This is a genomic window from Mesorhizobium sp. B1-1-8 (assembly GCF_006442795.2).
Classification (GTDB): domain Bacteria; phylum Pseudomonadota; class Alphaproteobacteria; order Rhizobiales; family Rhizobiaceae; genus Mesorhizobium.
Map to the genome: position 1 here is coordinate 1,780,625 of NZ_CP083956.1, position 18,134 is coordinate 1,798,758.

Here is an 18,134-nt window from a genome sequence, read left to right on the forward strand (position 1 = left end):
TCCCAACTCAGCCGACCCACCATCCGGTGCGCTGGCCGCGATGAAACTGGATTGTCTTTTCCTCGGTATAATCCTCGACGGCGCGCTTGCCGAGTTCGCGTCCGAGACCGGACTGCTTGTAGCCGCCGAAAGGCAGTTCGGGGTAACCTTCCATGAACGTATTCACCCAAACCGTCCCCGAACGCACACCCCGCGCCACCGACATGCAGGTATCGATGCTGGCGCTCCATACCCCTGCGGATAAACCATAGGGCGTGTTGTTGGCGATGTGCAATGCCTTTTCAATCGTTTCAAAAGTGAGCACGGACAGCACCGGCCCGAACACTTCCTCGCGGGCGATGGCCATCTCCTCGGTGACGCCGCGCACGATGGTCGGATCGAGATACTGGCCGGCGTTGGAGGTCAGTTGGCCACCGCCGCTGTAGACGCTGCCGCCGTCCGTTTTTGCGGCATTCACATAGCCGGCTACCTTTGCCAAATGATCCGCGGAGATCATGGCGCCGACCTTGGTGTGGTCGTCCAACGGATCGCCGACCTTGACCTTGTCGGCCAGCGCCTTGACGGCAGCGAGAAAGTCGTCGGCGATCGCCTCGTGCACGATTAGCCGGCTGCCGGCATTGCAACATTCGCCGGCGTTGAAGAAGCCGCCGAACACCGCGGCGTCCGCCGCAGCTTCGAGGTCGGCATCAGGGAAGACGATCTGGCCGTTCTTGCCGCCGAGCTCCATCGAGACCTTCTTCAAGGAATTCGAGGCTGCCGCCATGGTCATCTTGCCGACGCGGGTGGAGCCGGTGAAGGACACCATCTCGACCAGCGGGTGACTGACCATCGGCGCGCCGACATCGGCACCGAGGCCTGCCAGGATGTTGACGACGCCGGCAGGAACGCCGGCTTCCAGCAGGATGTCGCCGAGCACGAAGGTCGAGGCCGAGGTCATCTCGCTCGGCTTGACGACCGCCGTGCAGCCGGCGGCGAGCGCGAAGGGCAGTTTCTGGCTGACGATCAGGAATGGGAAATTCCACGGCGTTATGATCGAGACGACGCCGATCGGTTCGCGCAGTACGACGCCCAGCATGGCATCGCCGAGATTGGCGTAGCTCTCGCCATGCAGCGTGCGGGCGAGCGCTGCGGCATAGCGCCAGATGTCGACGGCACCGACGATCTCGCCGCGCGCTTGGGCGATCGGCTTGCCGGATTCCAGCGCGTCGAGCCGGGCGATTTCTTCCAGCCGGGTTTCGATCAGGTCGGCCGCCTTGAGTAGCACCGCAGCGCGCTCCGAGGCCTTCATGCGCGGCCACGGGCCGGTCTCGAAGGCCTTGTGCGCGGCCTGCACCGCAGCCTCGACTTCCGCTGCGCCGGCTTGGGCATAGCGTGAAACGGCAAAACCATGACCGGGGCTGCTACGCTCGATCGTGCGGCCGTCACGAGCGTCGACATGCTTGCCGTCGATCAGAAGCTGGTAGGTCTTCGGTGCCTTGGACGCCTCGGCCGGCATGGAAATCTTGAGGGGTGCGTTCATCGTATCTTCTCTAGGATCTCGAAAAGGCCGGCTTCTGCTTGGCCTTGAAGGCGCCGACGCCGGCCTTGAGGTCGGCTGTCAGCGCGATGAAGCCGCTGGCCAGCGCTTCCGTGGCGGCAGCGCTTTCCTCACCTTCAGCGACCGCGATCATCAACTTTGCGGCCTCGGTCGCCAGCGGCCCACGCTCGGCGATCTTTTCCCCCCAGGCTTTCGCCTCATCGAAGGCCTTGCCAGTCTCGACGACACGATCGACGACGCCGTGCGTCAGCGCGTCGGCTGCCAGGAAAATCTCGCCACCAACTGCCACACGGCGCACGATTTGCGCGCCGAAGCGGCGTACGGCGCGCTGCGTGCCGGACCAGCCGGGCACCACACCGATCGAAGTTTCGGGGAAGCCGAGCTTGATCTGGGTCTCAGCGACACGGAAGTCACAGGCCGCCGCCAGTTCCAGTCCGCCGCCCAGCGCGTGGCCCGACAGCACCGCAATGGTCGGCTGTCTGAGCCGCGCCAAGCGGTCGAAAACGCGGTGACCGTAGCGGACCCATTGCACCTGGAAATCGGCGGCGCTCATGGCGCCCCAGGCCTCTACGTCGCCGCCGGCGCAAAAGCCCTTGCCTTCGCCGCGGATGAGCACGACGTGCACGCCCTCGGCCAGTTCCGCCTCGTCAAGGGATGCTTCGAGCGCACGCAGCATCGGAATGTCGAGCGCGTTGAACTTTTCCGGGCGCCGCAGCGTGAGGATGCCGATCGCGCCATCCTGCTCGAAGGTAACGAGGCGCTCAGCCATGCGGGCCTCCAAGCGAGGCGCCGCCATTGAGCGACAGGCCGATCGGCCTGTCCTGATAGAGCGCCGCAGGCGTGACCTTGAGGTCGTTCGCCACAGCGAGCGGAATCTCGGCCTGCGCCAGTACATCGCGTTCGAGGTCGATGCCGGGCGCGAGCTCGGTCACCATCAGCCCGTCCGGCGTCAGCTTCATCACGCAGCGTTCGGTGACATAGGTGATGTCCTGGCCTTGCGCGACGGCGCGTTTTCCCGAGAATGAGATGTGCTCCACCTCTTCGACCACCTTCTTGACCTTGCCTTCGTGGTCGATGCGGATGGCGCCGTCGGCCAGCGAGAGTTTTGCGCCGGCATTGAAGAAGCCGGAGAATACGATCTTCTTCGCCCGCGCCGTGATGTCGACGAAGCCGCCGGCGCCGGCCGTCACATGCGGCCGCGCCGAAAGCTTGGAGACATTGACCGAGCCGTGACGGTCGATCTGCAGGAAGGACAGCAGCGAAGCGTCGAAGCCGCCGGCCTGGAAATAGATGAACTGGTGCGGCGAAGGCATGATCGCTTCGGCGTTCGAGGCGCAGCCGAACTTGAAGTCGAGCAGCGGCACGCCGCCGACCGCGCCCTGCTCGATCACCCAGGTGACCTTGCCGTGCTGGCCTTCCTCAAGAAGGATGCGCGGCACATTGGCCGAGATGCCGAAGCCGATGTTGACGGCCATGCCGTCGCGCAATTCCATGGCGACACGGCGCGCAATCACTTTCTGGATGTTCATCTCCGGCGTGCGGAAGGTCGACAGTGGACGGAAGATCTCGCCGGAAATCGCCGGATCGTAGGGCGTCTGCGTCGTCTGCAACTGGTCGGGCGCGACCACGATATGGTCGACCAGCACACCGGGCACGCGCACGTCATGCGGCTTCAGCGTGTCGTTCTCGACGACGCGCTTCACCTGCGCAATGACGACGCCGCCATTGTTGCGGGCTGCGAGCGCCTGTTCGAGGCCGCCAAGGTAGGCGCCCTCATGCTCATAGGTGAGGTTGCCGCGCTCGTCTGCCGTGGTGGCGCGGATGATCGAGATGTTGGGCACGATCGAACGGAAATAGAGCCATTCCTCGCCGTCGAACTGCTGCACCGAGACGATCGGCTCGCTAGCGGCGGCATTCATGGCGCAGCCCTGGTGGCGCGGATCAGCGAAGGTGTCGAGACCGACCTTGGTCAGCACGCCCGGGCGCTTGGCGGCGGCCTCGCGATGCATGTCGAACAGGATGCCGGACGGCACGTTATACGCGGCGACCGAATTGTCGCCGATCATCTTCCAGATCTGCGGCGGCTCGGCGGAGGACGGGCCGGACGGATAGGAGCCGCAGAGCGTGCGCTTCAGCAAGCCGGGCTTGGCGAGATGGTCGATGCCCTTGATGCCGTACATATCGCCGGCGGCGATCGGATGCAGCGTGGTGATATTCTTCGGATGGCCTTCGGCGTCGAAGCGTTCGCCGATCGCGGCAAGCACGGCGTCGGGGCAGCCAAGCCCGCTCGACGACGACACCGAGACGACCATGCCGTCCTTGATCAGGCTGGCGGCATCAGCCGCCGAGACCAGCTTGCTCACGTAGGGCTCCCGAGTTGTGGATCAATCACGACCGCCTGGCCCGTCTTCGATGATTGTAGTGCTGCTTCGGCCGATGCCAGCGACCAGACACCGTCCTCGCCGGTGGCCGACGGCTGGCCTTCGCCTCGGATCGCGGCATGCAACTGGCGCAGCGAGCGGGTGTAGAGGTCCTCGCGGTCGAAGCTCAGTTCTTCCTCGCCGGCAGCAGTCCGCAGCAGCACCGAGCCGACCGGCTTCTGCGTCATCACATTGGTGGCGATCAGCGAGCCTTCCGATCCGTGCACCTCGAAGCCGGTGCCGGCGAATTTGGTGGTGAACCCCTCATGCGACTGGGCGATGGCGCCGGACTTGAAGCGCCAGATGCACATGGCGCCGTCCTCCAACCCGCCGCTGGCCATGCCGGCGGCTTGCGTGAAGGCCGAAATCTCGACGGGGTCGTCGCCGAGCACGAAGCGCAGCGTGTCGGCATCGTGAACGGTGATGTCGAGCACCACGCCGCCGCCGGCCTCCGGCTTCGTGATACGCCAGCCCTGAAGATTCTCCGGCAAATAGACGGAATGGAAGACGCGCGCCGCGATCGGCCTGCCGATGCGGCCGGCGGCGATCGCGTCGCGCATCGCCCGATGCGCGCCGGCATTTCGCAAATGATGATTGGTGCCGAGCACGACGCCTGCCGCGCTAGCGGCGGCGACCATCTTGCGGGCATCGGCGCTGGTCAGCGCCAACGGCTTCTCGCACAGCACATGCCTGCCGGCCTTGATGGCGGCTAGGCCCTGCTCGAGGTGCAATTCGTTGGTGGTAGAGATGTAGACGGCGTCGATGTTCGAGTTGAGCAGCGTGTCGAGAGACGAGACGGCGCGTGCGATGCCGTTTTCCCTCGCATAGGCCTCGGCCCGTTCCGGGCTGGAGCTCATCACGGCGGCGATCTCGCCATCGGCCTGCGCGCGGATGGCATCAATCATGAACTGTCTGGCGATCGTGCTGGCGCCGATCAATCCCCATCGCACGCTCATGCCGCGTCTCCCACTTGGCTATTGCGGTCCGGACCGCTGCTTTCGCGAACGACGAGGCTGACGGCGCCGATATGGTCCTCGGCGCGCGTGGTGCGCGACTGGATCATCTTCAGCATGACGTGGGCGGCACGCTCGCCGAGGCCCGCGGTATTGACGGCAACGCTGGTCAGCGCCGGGCTGTAGTGCTCGGCCTCGGCGACATCGTCGAAGCCGACGACGGCAAAGTCCGTTCCTGCTTCCAGATTGCGGCGGCGCAGTGCCAGCATGACGCCGAAGGCGACCGCGTCGTTGAAGCACAGCGCCGCCGTCGGCGGCTGTGTCGTGGCAAGCGCCGTCTCCAGGCAGGCCATGCCGCCCTTGCGGCTGGTCTCGCCCTCGACGATCAGCCGGTCAGCGGTCGGAATGCCGAGCGTTTCGCAGGCTTCGAGGAACCCGCCCAGTCGCTGGTGATAGACAACAAGGTCGGACGAGCCGCCAAAGAACGCAAGGCGGCGATGGCCCCTGCGGATCAGATGCTCGGTGGCAAGCACAGCGCCGCGATGATTGTCCGGCGCGATCACCGGGATGCGGCTTTCAGGCAGCCGGCGCATGGTGAAGACGATCGGCACCCCGGCCGCCTCGATGCGGCGGAAGGCGCCCGACGTGGTGCCGCGCGCCGGAGAGACGATGAGCCCAGCTACGCCTTGCTCCATCAGCGACTTCAGCACCTCTTCCTGTCGCACCGGGTTTTCGGCCGTGTTGGCGATGAAGGGCACGACGCCTGCCGCCTGGAAGACGCGCTCCATGCCGACGGCAAGCTCGGCGAAGAACGGGTTGGTGAGATCGTTGATCACCATGCCGATGACATTGGAATGGGCCTTGCGCAGATTGGCGGCGCCGCGGTTGTAGACATAGCCGACATCCTCGATCGCCTTGCGCACCCTGACCGCGGTTTCCGGCCGGATCAGCCCGCTGCCCTGCAGCACGAGCGACACCGTCGATTTGGACACGCCGGCTTCACGGGCGATGTCCAGGATCGTCGCCTTGGCCCGGCTGGCCATGTCCGCTTCATCCTCCGCGTTGAAATGGCAAATCCATTGGAACGTTCTAAACCTGCAGCCAAATCAGAGTCAATCGGGATTCTCGCGCAATCGAAAAATTGACAGCCGGTAGTTCAAATGCAAGGGCTGGCGGTGTGGTGCAGCATTGAATCGCTTCAGGCCACCCGGAACCATAAAGGTTCTTGATTTATTGGAACGTTCCATTTACAGATAGCCGCAAGGGAGAGTTTCATGGACATCACCTTGCCTGCGCAGGATGGCGGCCGCGCCAGCTACCGGCTCGTCGGCGAACCGGTGGAGCCCAGGATCGGCGCGCGTTTTTCGCGCATTGCCTATGCCGCCGCCCATGTCGTCGTAGACCCCATCGCCATGACCAATCCGTGGTCTCGGGCCGCCGTCGACTGGGACAAGACGATGGCGTTCCGCCATCATCTTTGGGCACTCGGCTTCCGCATCGCCGAGGCCATGGACACCTCGCAGCGCGGTATGGGTTTCGACTGGACGAGCGCGCAGGAACTGATCCGGCGCTCGATCGCCGAGGCGCGCACCGTGCCCGGCGCCGATCTCGCTTCGGGCGCCGGCACCGACCATCTGGCGCCGTCGGCGGCAAGAACGCTCGAAGATGTGATCCATGCCTATGAGGAGCAGTTCGCCTTCATTGAAGGCGAGGGCGGCAAGGCGATCATGATGGCGAGCCGCGCGCTGGCGGACGTGGCCCAGGGGCCGGACGATTATGCCAGTGTCTATGACCGCATGCTTAGCCAGGCGTCTGGCAAAGTCATCCTGCACTGGCTGGGCGACATGTTCGATCCGGCGCTGAAGGGATATTGGGGCAGCGCGGATTTCAAGCCGGCGCTCGACACGGTCGTCGCCATCATCGAGCGCCACGCCGCCAAGGTCGAGGGAATAAAGATATCGCTGCTCGACGCCGGCAAGGAGATCGAGCTCAGGAACCGACTGCCCGACGGGGTGGTGATGTTCACCGGCGACGATTTCAACTATCCCGAACTGATCGCCGGCGACGGCAAGCGGCATTCGCATGCGCTGCTCGGCATTTTCGACGCCATCGCGCCGGTCGCCAATGCCGCGCTGGCGAAACTCGCCGAGGGCGACCGTGCCGGCTACGACGCGCTGATGGCGCCGACCGTGCCTTTGTCGCGAAAAATCTTCGAGGCGCCGACCGAATATTACAAGGCCGGCATCGTCTTCATGGCCTGGCTGAACGGCCATCAGGATCATTTTGCGATGGTCGGCGGCATGCAGTCGGCGCGCGGCATCTGCCACTACGCCGAAATCTTTCGCCTTGCCGATCAGGCCGGGTTGCTGGCCGACCCTGGACTTGCCGTCGCACGGATGAAAACCCTCTGCGCCGTCGTTGGTGCCTGAGCCCGATCGAGCAGGCGGCTGAAAAGCATTCCCCGCGTGGGGTTTGCGTTCCGCCGGCAAATCTGTATTCGGTTGCCGGGTTTCATGCGGACGAGCGGCAATGACGGACAAAGTGGCTCTGATTACCGGCGTGACCGGGCAGGATGGGGCCTATCTGGCGCAACTGCTGTTGCAGAAGGGCTATATCGTCCACGGCGTCAAACGCCGCTCGTCCTCGTTCAACACCGAGCGCGTCGACGACATCTATGTCGATCCGCATGAGAGCGGCGCGCGGTTCTTCCTGCATTACGGCGACCTGACCGACGCGACCAACCTGATCCGACTGGTGCAGGAGACGCAGCCCGGCGAAATCTACAATCTCGGCGCCCAGAGCCATGTCCAGGTGAGCTTCGAGACGCCGGAATATACGGGCAATGCCGATGCGCTGGGCACGCTTCGGCTGCTGGAAGCGATCCGCATCCTCGGCCGCGAGAAATCGGTGCGCTTTTACCAGGCCTCGACGTCTGAGCTCTACGGCAAGGTGGCGCAAATCCCGCAGAACGAGATCACGCCGTTCCGGCCGCGCTCACCCTATGCCGCGGCCAAGCTCTATGCCTACTGGATCACGGTGAATTACCGTCAGGCCTATGGCATGTTCGCCGCCAACGGCATCCTGTTCAACCACGAAAGCCCGACGCGCGGCGAAACCTTCGTCACCCGCAAGATCACGCGCGCCGTGGCCGCGATCCATCACGGGCTGCAGGACACGCTCTATCTCGGCAACATCGATGCCAGGCGCGACTGGGGGCATGCGCGCGATTATGTCGAGGGCATGTGGCGCATCCTGCAGCATGACGAGCCGGATGATTTCGTGCTGGCGACCGGCGAGGCGCATTCGGTGCGCGAATTCGTCGAACTGGCCTTCGCCGAAACCGGACGCGCCATACGCTGGCACGGCGAGGGCGCCGATGAAGTGGGCATCGACGCCGGGTCCGGCGCCGTGCTGGTGCGCATCGATCCGCGCTATTTCCGGCCGACCGAAGTGGATACGCTGGTTGGCGATGCTTCCAAGGCAAGGACCAGGCTGGGCTGGTCGCACACGGTCGGCTTCAAGGATCTGGTGGCGGAAATGGTTCAGGCCGACCTGGCGCGCGCCGCCGGCGGCACATGGCGCAATGGCCATTCCGCATAGGACGTGCCGATGGACCAGACCTTCGACCTCAAAGGCAAGCGGGTTTTCGTCGCCGGCCATCGCGGCATGGTCGGCTCGGCGCTGGTGCGCCGGCTGGCAGGCGAGGACTGCGAGATCCTGACGGTGGCGCGCAGCGAGCTCGACCTTCTCGACCAGGCCGGCGTGCGGCGCTGGATAAGCGAGCATCGGCCCGATGCGGTGGTGATGGCGGCCGCCAAGGTCGGCGGCATCCTCGCCAATGACCGTTTTCCGGTCGACTTTCTCTACGAAAATCTTGCCATGCAGACCAATGTCATCGAGGCCGCGTTCCGCAGCGAGGTCCAAAAGCTCCTGTTCCTCGGCTCTTCCTGCATCTATCCGAAACTGGCGCCGCAGCCGATTCCGGAAGACGCGCTGCTGACCGGTCCGCTCGAGCCCACCAACGAATGGTATGCGGTCGCAAAGATCGCCGGGCTGAAGCTCTGCCAAGCCTATCAGCGCCAGTACGGGGTCGACTACATCTCGGCGATGCCGACCAACCTCTATGGTCCCGGCGACAATTTCGACCTCAACGGCAGCCATGTCGTGCCGGCCCTGATGCGCAAGTCACATGAGGCGAAGCGCACCGGTCAGAAAACACTGCAAGTGTGGGGGTCGGGCAGGCCGATGCGTGAGTTCCTGCATGTCGACGACGCCGCCGATGCCCTGGTCTGGCTGCTGAAGAACTATGCAGGAGATAGCCACGTCAATGTCGGCTCCGGACAGGACGTCACCATCGCGGATCTGGCCCGCACCATGCTGTCGGTCGTCGGCTGCGAGGCGGCGGTCGCCTTCGATCCGACCAAGCCCGACGGCACGCCGCGCAAGCTGATGGACGTGTCGCGGCTGTTCGCCACCGGCTGGCGGCCGAAATACTCGCTTCGCGGCGGATTGGAACAGACCTATGCGTGGTTTCTCGACCATGTCGAGAAGGGGCAGATACGGTTTGGACAATCTCGTTAGACGGAGCCAGCGAGGGCGACAGCGCTTGAGCGACTTCTCCACCAAGATATTTGCAGCGACCAGAACCGATGGCCTGGGCGGACGGCTGCTGGCGATGGTCAATGCAAAAAGCCTGGCCGACAGGACGGGATGCCGTTTCGGATTTACCTGGAATGGCCAATCCGTCACGCAAATGCAATTCCACATGGTGGAATGCGTCGACAAGGTGTTTTCCGCCGACTTCGTGGAAAAGCACTGGCTGGGCGAGGAGATCGACATCAACCGGTTCAGCGTTCTCGGCGGGGCGTTCACCCGCGGCAGCCTCGAGGCGGATGCCAGGCGAACCGACCTGCAGGGGTGGACCTGCGACGACTTCAATGTTCTGGGCTCATGGCGACAGGGCTGGTTCAAGGCGCGGCTGCCGGCCAACAGGCCGGCCATCATGAGACATCAGGCGTTCGGCGGGTTCGGCTTTTCTGCGGCCATCAAAGCGGCCATTGCCGCCGCCGGCGAATATCGGTTTTCGCGACCCGCGGCAGCGCTGCATCTGCGCAGCGGCGACATTGTCTACGGCACCTACCGATCGCGGCTGGAATTCGGGGAGAAGGTCATCCCGGCTCCGCTCGCGAGGCAGATCGTGTCGAAACTCGCATCGAAGGGTCTGGCGACCCTGCTTATCGGGCAGGACCGGGCGATGCTCGACTATCTGAAATCGGAGACCGGCGCCCTGCTGAGCGAGGACTTTGGCGTCAACGAATTTACCGATCAGACGAGCAGGGCATTTTTCGAGATGGGGTTGATGGCGCGATGCCGCCAAATCTACGCCGGAAGCAGCGTTTTCGCGACGATCGCCTCTGTCATGGGCAATGTGCCGGTCTTCAGGACCAAGGCGTTGTTCAACCAGGGCCGGACAGCACACATTATCCTTGAAGAATTGAGGATCAGGGAAGCCGATTACCGTCCAATGGAGGCAGCGTTCGGCTATCAGCGGGCCTTCTGCCTGCTGGAAAACAGGATCAGTCCTGCTCGCGCCAGAGGAATCCTTGAAAAGGCGCTCGCGCTCGACTTGGAAAATCGGGTTTACATCCTAAAGATTGTAGCGAGCCATTTCCGCGAGAAGAACTACGCGGCCGGCGAGGCGATGCTCAGGGCGTTCATGACCAGGGAATTCGACGCTTCCGGCAAAATTCCGACCGGTATCATGCAGCTTCTGATCAGCCGGTCGTGGCGCGGCCTCGTCATGAGCGGCGATTTCGGTCTTTACCTCGCGGCCGCCAGGGCCGGTTGTGCCTATGCCGCCGCATGCGCGGCGCACATACTTCACGCGGCTCTGGGCAGAACTGAAGCCGCGTTGGCGATGGCGGCCCTATCGCTGAAGGCCGACCCCGGCAACAAACTTTTCCAAGAGAACGAGTTCGTGATCCGGTCGGGTACGAGTGCAAAGTCCAGCCAGGCGTGAGTGCCTTGCTCGGCTGAGGTCAGGGCCGCCGCCATGTCCAGAATGGCGCGATCGCGCAGTCCGGATGGAAGATTAGCGACCTCGACCCTGCTTCCGCGTTGGCGGATGCGGGCCAGTCGGGATCGTGGCGCGCGAGATCGTCCAGCAGTGGGCGGATGCGCTGCGCGTCGAAGCGCTCGCCAGGAGACGTGGCCAGCGTGCCGGCATGCACCGCCAGCCAACGCAAGGCTCGCACCAGAGCTTGGCCCTCGCGATGCTGCCAAAGATCATCGCCGCCCGAGGACAAAAGCCGCGCCAGCGCGGTCCATCCCTGCAGGGCGAACATGACATAATGTCTTGGATTGGCGCGGGACAGTTCACGCGGCAGCGAACCGTCGGCTGCGACCTGCTCAACCAGCCGCTCGCGCGCGTAGAGCCCGGTGCGGGCCAGCGTCGCGCTGTCGCCCAGATAGGCGGCAATGGCCGCCCGTTGCAGGTCGAAGAAAACGCCATGGTTGTTGGGCCGGCGGAATTCCAGCCTGGCGGCGGGCGCGGTATCCAGCCATTGGCCATATGAGCCCAGCCAGGACCGGAAGGCCAGCCTGTCGGATTCGTCCAGTGCGCCTGTACGCTCGACCAGGCGGACGGCGTCGAGAAAGAAATAGAGGTCCTTGAGCTCGATGACGCCATAACCCACCCCCTCATGATCGTTGTGGCCGAACCGCACCTGCGCGTAACGCATGTGCGGGTTCATTCGTGTCGCAGGGTCGACGAACCAGGTTCGGACCAGCCGCGCTGCGTGGCCGGCAAAACGCTGGTCGCCGAGCACGCTCGCCGCCAGCGCCAGCACCGTCGTGTCGTCCAGCATCCGCTGCAGTCGCGTGCGGTCGTAGGCTTCGCCTGCGGGGTCGTGCAAGCCGGTGCCCGGCGCGCGCCCGCCATCGCGCCGGATGAAGGGGAGGCCGTCGGGTTTGTCCGGGTCGGGCCACCAATAAGGGGCGGGCTGAAAATAGTCGTGCGGATCGCCGCTTGGCGCCCGGCCGCTTTTGTCCGTGACGCTGAACGGACCACGCGAAAGCGCCTGTTCGGCGGCAGCCCGGAGCTCCTGCCGGCCGTAAGCGTGCTGGTCTGCCCGTGCGGCGACGAGCGCGTCCTCGTCATAGTAGGTCAGGCGCGACGGGTCGAGCCGACTGGCGACAGCCCTGGCGTCACAGCGGTCGAGCATGTCGACGATTGCCTGGTCGCGGCTTGCCCAGCGGGCACGCGGACCGGTCTTGCCGGTTTCCAGATGAGCGTATCCCGAATCGAGGCGCGCCACCCAGCCCGCCTTCCAGAAAAGCCCGCCGTCCGCCGCCAGGGACGGACGCGGGAAATCCCATGGGTCGTCGCGGAACCTGTCCCAGAGCCCCGACACACCGAGCCGCCACAGCATCTCGATCTTGGGCCGGCGGCCATAACCATAGTTTTCGTCGAACAGCTCTGTGGTGTCGCCGCGAAAGATGATCTGCGGCTCTTCCTTCGCCTTCGGCCTGAAATTCCCGTCGAGCAGCACGGCGTTGTCGACGATGCGGGCCATGGGAACGACGAGGTAGTGGAGATAGTGCTTCACCGCTACAGCCCTGCGGATCTCATCGAATGCCTGCCGCGTCAGATAGCAATTGCCATCCCAGGGCATCAGCCATTTGGCGCGTCCGCGGGCGATCTCCAGCGCCTTGTTGCGGGCGCCGTTGTTGTTCATCGCATAGCGGTTCTTGTGGAGACGGATGCAGGTTTCGTAACGCGCCGCATCCTGCCCACCGGGCCATCTTTCACTGTTGGAGAACCTGGTCTCGCCAGGCGACAGCCGATCGGTATTCCAGGGCATCCGCCGGTACTCGTCGAACTCGAAGGCGATCCGGTGGAAAGCCTGGCCGCGGCTCTGCAGCAGGGCGACGACGCGCGCTTCCTCGTCCGGATCGATGATCCGGTTGACGATCCAGAATTTCTCGCAGCCGGGAAAGGCCGGTTCGTTGTCGAGGATGAACAGGACATTGTCGTGTGCCTGGCCCTTCCTGTGCCGTGGCTCGAGGTCGTTGCCGATGACGCGGACGAGCATGAAGCTGTCCCTGACGGTCGAGAGCGGCGAGGTCTTGTGGCTCTTGCGCGCGGCCCTGACCCGCTGCCTGACCAGGCAGCCGTGATCGATCTTCCGTCTTGCCCAGGCCCGCACCCGGGCAAGCGTGGCTAGCGGCGCGCCGGCGTGCTTGCCCGCCCGCCGCAACTCGAGATAAACGCGCAGCCAGACGGGGCGACGCCCTGCCGAACCGGGCGTCGTGGCCGCAGGCGCGCGCCCGGGTATTTCAGGCCGCATGTCGCCGGCGCCAGACTGGCGCGCTATGTCCTCTGTCAGAAACGTTCCCCCGGAATATCAGGAGTTTCGTATCCTTTCGCGCCGGCTATGTCACGGCCGTTCGGGCTGTGGCGCAAGCAAAGGCTTGCCGATCGATGATGCTGAACGGCGCACGGACCGCTCGTCGCAACGGCTTCCGACTTCAACGAAGGTGGTTCAAATCGACTGGATTGGATGGTGGGCGTGACAAGGATTGAACTTGTGACCCCTGCAATGTCAATGCAGTGCTCTCCCGCTGAGCTACACGCCCATCCGAAGCCGCGCATACACCACTTTTGGTCCGACGCGTCAATAGCTTGAATGTTGAATGAAGGCTTCTCTTTGCCGCATCGGCGCAGCACGCGCCAACGCTTCCGGCAAGAACGGCTCAGGCCGCCTGCAGCATCTTCTCGACTTCGTTGACGAGATCGCGCAAATGGAACGGCTTCGACAGCACCTTGGCGTCCTTGGGCGCCTTGGAATCCGGGTTGAGCGCGACGGCGGCGAAGCCGGTGATGAACATGACCTTGAGGTCCGGATCGATCTCGGTGGCGCGGCGAGCGAGCTCGATGCCGTCCATCTCCGGCATGACGATATCGGTCAAGAGCAGCGAGAAGGGCTCCTCGCGCAGCCGCTCATAAGCGCTGGCGCCGTTGTCGAAATCGCTCACCTGGTAGCCGGCCCGCTCCAACGCCTTGACGAGGAACCGGCGCATGTCGTCATCGTCTTCCGCCAGCAGAATGCGTGCCATCATATCCCGTCCGAATCACCCGCCCCGAGGCTGCCGCCGGGCAAGCCCGTTAACCATCCTGTATATGAGGAGGTGACGGTAAACATCAAGTGAACGATGGCCGCATTATCCGCAGTTCGGCGACCGCCCAATGGGCTGAAATGCTGGACATGCCGGGCACAAGATGGCAGTTTTGCGTCATGATGCAGTGCTGTTTCCTGGTTCGTTCAAATTGAAGACGGCAGCCGAGGATTTTTCGGTCATACCACCCTTCGAAATCCGATCGGGCGCCGAGCAACGCGTACCCTTCCTGTTCAATTCGCCGCATAGCGGCCGCCACTATCCCGAGCGCTTCCTCGCCATGGCGCGGCTCGACCGCAATGCCATCCGCCGCTCGGAGGATTGCTATGTCGAGGAGCTGTTCGGCGGCGCCGTCGCGCTCGGCGCGCCGCTGCTGGCGGCGAACTTTCCGCGCGCCTATCTCGACGTCAACCGCGAGCCCTGGGAACTCGACCCGCGCATGTTCGCCGAGCCGGTGCCGTCCTTCTGCAACATCCGCTCGGCACGCGTCGCGGGCGGCCTGGGCACCGTGCCGAAGCTGGTCGGGGAGGGGCTCGACATCTATCCCGGGCGCCTGCCGCTGGCCGAGGCCGTCGGGCGCATCGAGGCCGTCTACAAGCCTTATCACGAAACGCTGAAGCGGCTCCTGACCAGAACCCATGCACGGTTCGGATATGCGGTGCTGATCGACTGCCATTCGATGCCGGCAAGCATCCGGGTCGGCGACAACGGGGTGCGGCCGGACTTCATCGTCGGCGACCGCTTCGGCATTTCGGCAACGGCAGCGCTCACCGAGACGGCGATCAGCCTGCTCGTCGGGATGGGCTACACGGTGGCGCATAACAAACCCTATGCCGGAGGCTTCATCACCGAGCATTACGGGCGGCCGGCGCGCCACCTGCACGCGCTGCAGATCGAGGTCAACCGCGGCCTCTACATGAACGAGCGGACGTTCCACAAGGCGGCCGGCTTCGACGCGCTTGCCGCCGACCTGAGGCGCTTTTCGGCCGAACTGATGGCGATGCCCGACCATCATTTCGTCGATTTGCCGCTCGCCGCAGAGTGATGGCGGCGCCGAGAAATGGCGGCGTGGTGGGGGGCCCGCGCGCTAAAAAAAGACCGCATCGTTTTCACGACACGGTCGAAGTCTAGGGAGGAAACGCCCAAGGAGGGCATGGACAGGATAAGCTGTCCGATGACAAAACTATTGTGCGACGCACAAATGTCAATTGGCTTCAGGCTTTTTTAATTCAATATGATGTGGAAATTCCGCTTCGGCGGCTGAAGTGTGACATTCAGGCAACAAGAATCGGGCGCTTGAAGGGCTCTTACGCTCGTGTTCAGATAGAAAAACTGCGGTTGGCGACGGCTGCCGCAACGGGGAGAACGAGTTGGACATCAGTATCGATTTCATGCGGCGCATCGCGCATGCCGCCGCCGCCGAGACCCTGCCGCGCTTCCGCAGCCAGGGCGCGGTGGCCAACAAGCTGGTGGAGAGCTTCGACCCGGTCACAGAGGCCGATCGCGAGGCCGAACGGGCGATCCGGGCATTGATATCGGCGCACTATCCCGATCACGGCATTCTCGGCGAGGAACATGGCAGTCAGAACATTTCCAGCCGGCATGTCTGGGTGATCGATCCGATCGACGGCACGCGCGCCTTCATCTCCGGCCTGCCGGTCTGGGGAACGCTGGTCGGCTTGACGGTCGATGGCGATGCGGTGGCCGGCATGATGTCGCAACCGTTCACCGGCGAGCTGTTCTATGCCAACGCCTCGGGTTCGCACTACGAAGGGCCGGGCGGCCCGCGCAGGCTCGCAACCCGCAAGACGACCGAGCTTTCGCAGGCGACGCTGTTCACCACCACGCCGGCATTGTTCAAGGACCGGGCGCGTGATCGATTTGACGCATTCGAGACGCAGGTGCAACTCGTCCGCTACGGCGCCGATTGTTATGCCTTCGCGATGATCGCTTCAGGCAGTGTCGACATCGTCGCCGACCCCGGACTGAAACCCTACGACATCGTGGCGCTGATCCCGATCATCGAGAAAGCCGGCGGCGTCATCACCACCTTCGATGGCGGACCGGCAGAGAGGGGTGGCGACATATTGGCCGCGGCGACACCTGAATTGCATGCCGCTGCGATGGCGGCACTGCGCGGCTGAGCATCCCCTGCCGATGTGCGCCTTTGATTTTAAGCATGTCTTTGTCCCGAAAACGCTGCACACTTTCGGGAGACATGCTCTAGACTCTGCCGCAGGATCACGCTCTCTGGAGACGCAGGCCCCACAAAATCAGCGCGAAAGAGATGAGACCGGTCGGCGCGGATGAATATCCTACGCCTTTGATCACGCCCTCCTGAAAGGCGTTCCCATGGGCGCCTGCCGCCGCCAGCGGCATTGTCTCGTTGCCGGCGCCCCAGATGCTGGCCAGCACATAAGCGGCCAGGATAGCCACATCAGAATAGATCAGCAGCCAGAACGCAACCCTCGACAGCACGGCGCCAAGGTTGAGCCTGGGCCATACAAGACCCAGCGCCAGCAGGAGGACACTTTGCAGGGCGCTGAGCGTGTGCACGGACAGCCCGAGCCGCGGTGCGGCAAGGTACGGGATCGCAAACCCCTCGATCGACGAAAAAAGCAGCAGGGCAACGCCGATCTGCAGGAGGCGATGGCCCTGGCGGGCCAACATGCTCGATGCGTTCATGCGCGCTTCTCCAGATCCCTTTAGATCGGCACAAGCCCCTTCGGACCGTAACCTAGCGCTCGGCAGCTGAAACGGAATGAGGGGACACGAACCGGGATTGTTTGCCAGCACCTGCGAGGCATGTTCGCCCGCCTTGCGCGAAGCCTCGCTTAAGCTACGTCGCCGGTGCCGGGAATGAAGGCGTCGAAGGCGGCGAGAAGCTGTTCGCGATAAAAGTCTTTCTCCTGCAGGATCTCGTGACGCGCGCCGTCGATCATCAGCAGCGAGCCGACGCGCAGCCGCCTGGCATAGGCTTCCACCGCCTTGGTCGAGACGACCTGATCGGCGCCGGCGGCGACAATCAGCGTCGGCACCTGGATTCTCGCCATGAAATCGGGATTGCTAATGGCCCCTGAGGCCGCGGCGGCGGCTCTCAGCCAGCGGATGGTCGGGCCGCCGAGTGCCAGCTGCGGCCAGGCCTCGTAGATGCCGATGTTGCGCCGATAGCGGTCGGGGTCGGACGTCACCTTGTTTTGCTCGAAAGGCAGCGGCGCTTTCGGCCGTGGGCCCCAGGCAGCGTATAGCCGGCCAAGGCCGAGCGCGCAGAACACCGAGCAGACGCGGCGGACGGCGGTTATCGAAAACGGCAGGTCCGGCAAGGTGAGGAATGGCGCGATCAGCACCATGCGCCGCACCCGGTTGATCATGGACGGCGAGGCAAGCAGCGCGATCACCGCTCCCGTCGAATGGGCGAGGATATAGTAAGGCCCTCGGCAATCGGGCAGCACGATCTCCTCGAAGAATTGCTCGAGGTCGTTCGTGTAGTCGCGGAAGCTGCGGACATAGCCGCGCTGCGGATCGCGGATGAGGCGGCTGGAGCCACCCTGGCCACGCCAGTCGAGAATGGCGACGGCGAAGCCGCGGTCGGAGAGATTGCGGATGGTCTCGAAATATTTCTCGATGCACTCGTTGCGGCCGGCCAGCAGCACCACCGTGCCTTGCAGCGGCCGGGCAACGGCGGCGAAGACGCCATAGCGGATCTTCTTGCCGTCGCGGGTGGCGAAAAAACCGCCGGTCGCGATCTCCGGCGGTGGATTGCCTTCGGTCTGGTGGAAAAGGTCCGTCATTCGGCGCTTCGTTGTTGTTCTTCACCCGGGCGGCAAAGCGTCGGCATGGTGATAAACGGCCATGCGGCAAAAGCAAAGGCGTTGCGGAATTGCCAGACGAGCCTGAAACGGGGAAGGCCGGAAATGCTTGCGGCGCACTTCCGGCCTCGTCGATCCGGGAGGAAGGGACGTTGACACCCGGTTCGGCCTCGTGGCGGCGCCAATCATGGGCGCCGCTTATCGGTTATCTTGGCCGGAGCCTAGCGGCGCCAGGCTG

At 64.1% G+C, this 18,134-nt stretch carries 15 protein-coding genes and 1 tRNA gene; 6 read left to right on the forward strand and 10 right to left on the reverse strand.

Annotation, left to right across the window (positions count from 1 at the left end; genetic code table 11):
* Positions 1-7: 7 nt before the first annotated feature.
* Genes FJ974_RS08755 through FJ974_RS08775 form a run of 5 tightly spaced genes read right to left on the reverse strand, consistent with a single transcriptional unit; the run spans position 8 to position 5,953 of the window.
* Positions 8-1,519 (reverse strand): aldehyde dehydrogenase family protein, encoded by a 1,512-nt coding sequence (locus FJ974_RS08755; RefSeq protein WP_140529784.1) that lies wholly within the window; start codon positions 1,517-1,519, stop codon positions 8-10.
* A 10-nt stretch (positions 1,520-1,529) separates the two neighbouring features.
* Positions 1,530-2,306: an enoyl-CoA hydratase/isomerase family protein gene (locus tag FJ974_RS08760; protein ID WP_140529786.1), complete on the reverse strand. Its 777-nt coding sequence runs from the start codon at positions 2,304-2,306 to the stop codon at positions 1,530-1,532.
* Positions 2,299-3,849: an acyl CoA:acetate/3-ketoacid CoA transferase gene (locus FJ974_RS08765; protein WP_413468348.1), complete on the reverse strand. Its 1,551-nt coding sequence runs from the start codon at positions 3,847-3,849 to the stop codon at positions 2,299-2,301. The genes FJ974_RS08760 and FJ974_RS08765 overlap by 8 nt, the downstream gene beginning before the upstream one ends.
* A gap of 47 nt (positions 3,850-3,896) precedes the next feature.
* The gene (locus tag FJ974_RS08770) at positions 3,897-4,913 is read right to left on the reverse strand and encodes a Gfo/Idh/MocA family protein (RefSeq protein WP_140529789.1); all 1,017 of its coding nucleotides are present in this window, start codon (positions 4,911-4,913) and stop codon (positions 3,897-3,899) included.
* Complete coding sequence (locus FJ974_RS08775; protein ID WP_140529791.1) at positions 4,910-5,953, reverse strand: LacI family DNA-binding transcriptional regulator; 1,044 nt, start codon at positions 5,951-5,953, stop codon at positions 4,910-4,912. Before FJ974_RS08775 ends, FJ974_RS08770 begins: the two co-directional genes overlap by 4 nt.
* A gap of 231 nt (positions 5,954-6,184) precedes the next feature.
* Between FJ974_RS08775 and FJ974_RS08780 the strand changes: the two genes are divergently transcribed.
* The 4 genes from FJ974_RS08780 to FJ974_RS08795 all read left to right on the forward strand — a co-directional run bounded on the left by FJ974_RS08780 (position 6,185) and on the right by FJ974_RS08795 (position 10,929).
* Positions 6,185-7,339 carry a dihydrodipicolinate synthase family protein gene (locus tag FJ974_RS08780; RefSeq protein ID WP_140529793.1) on the forward strand — a complete coding sequence of 385 codons (1,155 nt, stop codon included), beginning with the start codon at positions 6,185-6,187 and terminating at the stop codon, positions 7,337-7,339.
* A gap of 100 nt (positions 7,340-7,439) precedes the next feature.
* Positions 7,440-8,510 (forward strand): GDP-mannose 4,6-dehydratase, encoded by a 1,071-nt coding sequence (gmd, locus tag FJ974_RS08785; protein ID WP_140529794.1) that lies wholly within the window; start codon positions 7,440-7,442, stop codon positions 8,508-8,510.
* A gap of 9 nt (positions 8,511-8,519) precedes the next feature.
* Positions 8,520-9,491 carry a GDP-L-fucose synthase gene (fcl, locus tag FJ974_RS08790; protein WP_140529796.1) on the forward strand — a complete coding sequence of 324 codons (972 nt, stop codon included), beginning with the start codon at positions 8,520-8,522 and terminating at the stop codon, positions 9,489-9,491.
* 205 nt (positions 9,492-9,696) lie between these two features.
* Positions 9,697-10,929, forward strand: a complete 1,233-nt coding sequence (locus tag FJ974_RS08795; RefSeq protein ID WP_181177006.1) for a hypothetical protein — start codon at positions 9,697-9,699, stop codon at positions 10,927-10,929.
* Between the two features lie 19 nt (positions 10,930-10,948).
* Here FJ974_RS08795 and FJ974_RS08800 read toward each other — a convergent pair whose 3' ends face one another.
* From FJ974_RS08800 to cpdR, 3 genes are all read right to left on the reverse strand, one after another.
* Positions 10,949-13,258 carry an alginate lyase family protein gene (locus FJ974_RS08800; protein WP_140529799.1) on the reverse strand — a complete coding sequence of 770 codons (2,310 nt, stop codon included), beginning with the start codon at positions 13,256-13,258 and terminating at the stop codon, positions 10,949-10,951.
* 214 nt (positions 13,259-13,472) lie between these two features.
* Positions 13,473-13,547: transfer RNA gene (locus tag FJ974_RS08805), tRNA-Val, on the reverse strand.
* 117 nt (positions 13,548-13,664) lie between these two features.
* The gene (cpdR, locus tag FJ974_RS08810; protein WP_006199474.1) at positions 13,665-14,027 is read right to left on the reverse strand and encodes a cell cycle two-component system response regulator CpdR; all 363 of its coding nucleotides are present in this window, start codon (positions 14,025-14,027) and stop codon (positions 13,665-13,667) included.
* Between the two features lie 163 nt (positions 14,028-14,190).
* Between cpdR and FJ974_RS08815 the strand changes: the two genes are divergently transcribed.
* Both FJ974_RS08815 and hisN read left to right on the forward strand, forming a co-directional pair.
* Positions 14,191-15,132, forward strand: coding sequence for an N-formylglutamate amidohydrolase (locus FJ974_RS08815; protein ID WP_140529801.1), 942 nt, complete (start codon positions 14,191-14,193; stop codon positions 15,130-15,132).
* Positions 15,133-15,457: 325 nt separating this feature from the next.
* Complete coding sequence (gene hisN / locus FJ974_RS08820) at positions 15,458-16,231, forward strand: histidinol-phosphatase (RefSeq protein ID WP_140529803.1); 774 nt, start codon at positions 15,458-15,460, stop codon at positions 16,229-16,231.
* A 97-nt stretch (positions 16,232-16,328) separates the two neighbouring features.
* Here the strand turns inward: hisN and FJ974_RS08825 are convergent, their stop codons facing one another.
* Together FJ974_RS08825 and FJ974_RS08830 are read right to left on the reverse strand one after the other, a co-directional pair.
* Positions 16,329-16,772 (reverse strand): hypothetical protein, encoded by a 444-nt coding sequence (locus FJ974_RS08825; protein WP_140529804.1) that lies wholly within the window; start codon positions 16,770-16,772, stop codon positions 16,329-16,331.
* Between the two features lie 149 nt (positions 16,773-16,921).
* Positions 16,922-17,878 carry an alpha/beta fold hydrolase gene (locus FJ974_RS08830; RefSeq protein ID WP_140529806.1) on the reverse strand — a complete coding sequence of 319 codons (957 nt, stop codon included), beginning with the start codon at positions 17,876-17,878 and terminating at the stop codon, positions 16,922-16,924.
* Between the last annotated feature and the right edge of the window lie 256 nt (positions 17,879-18,134).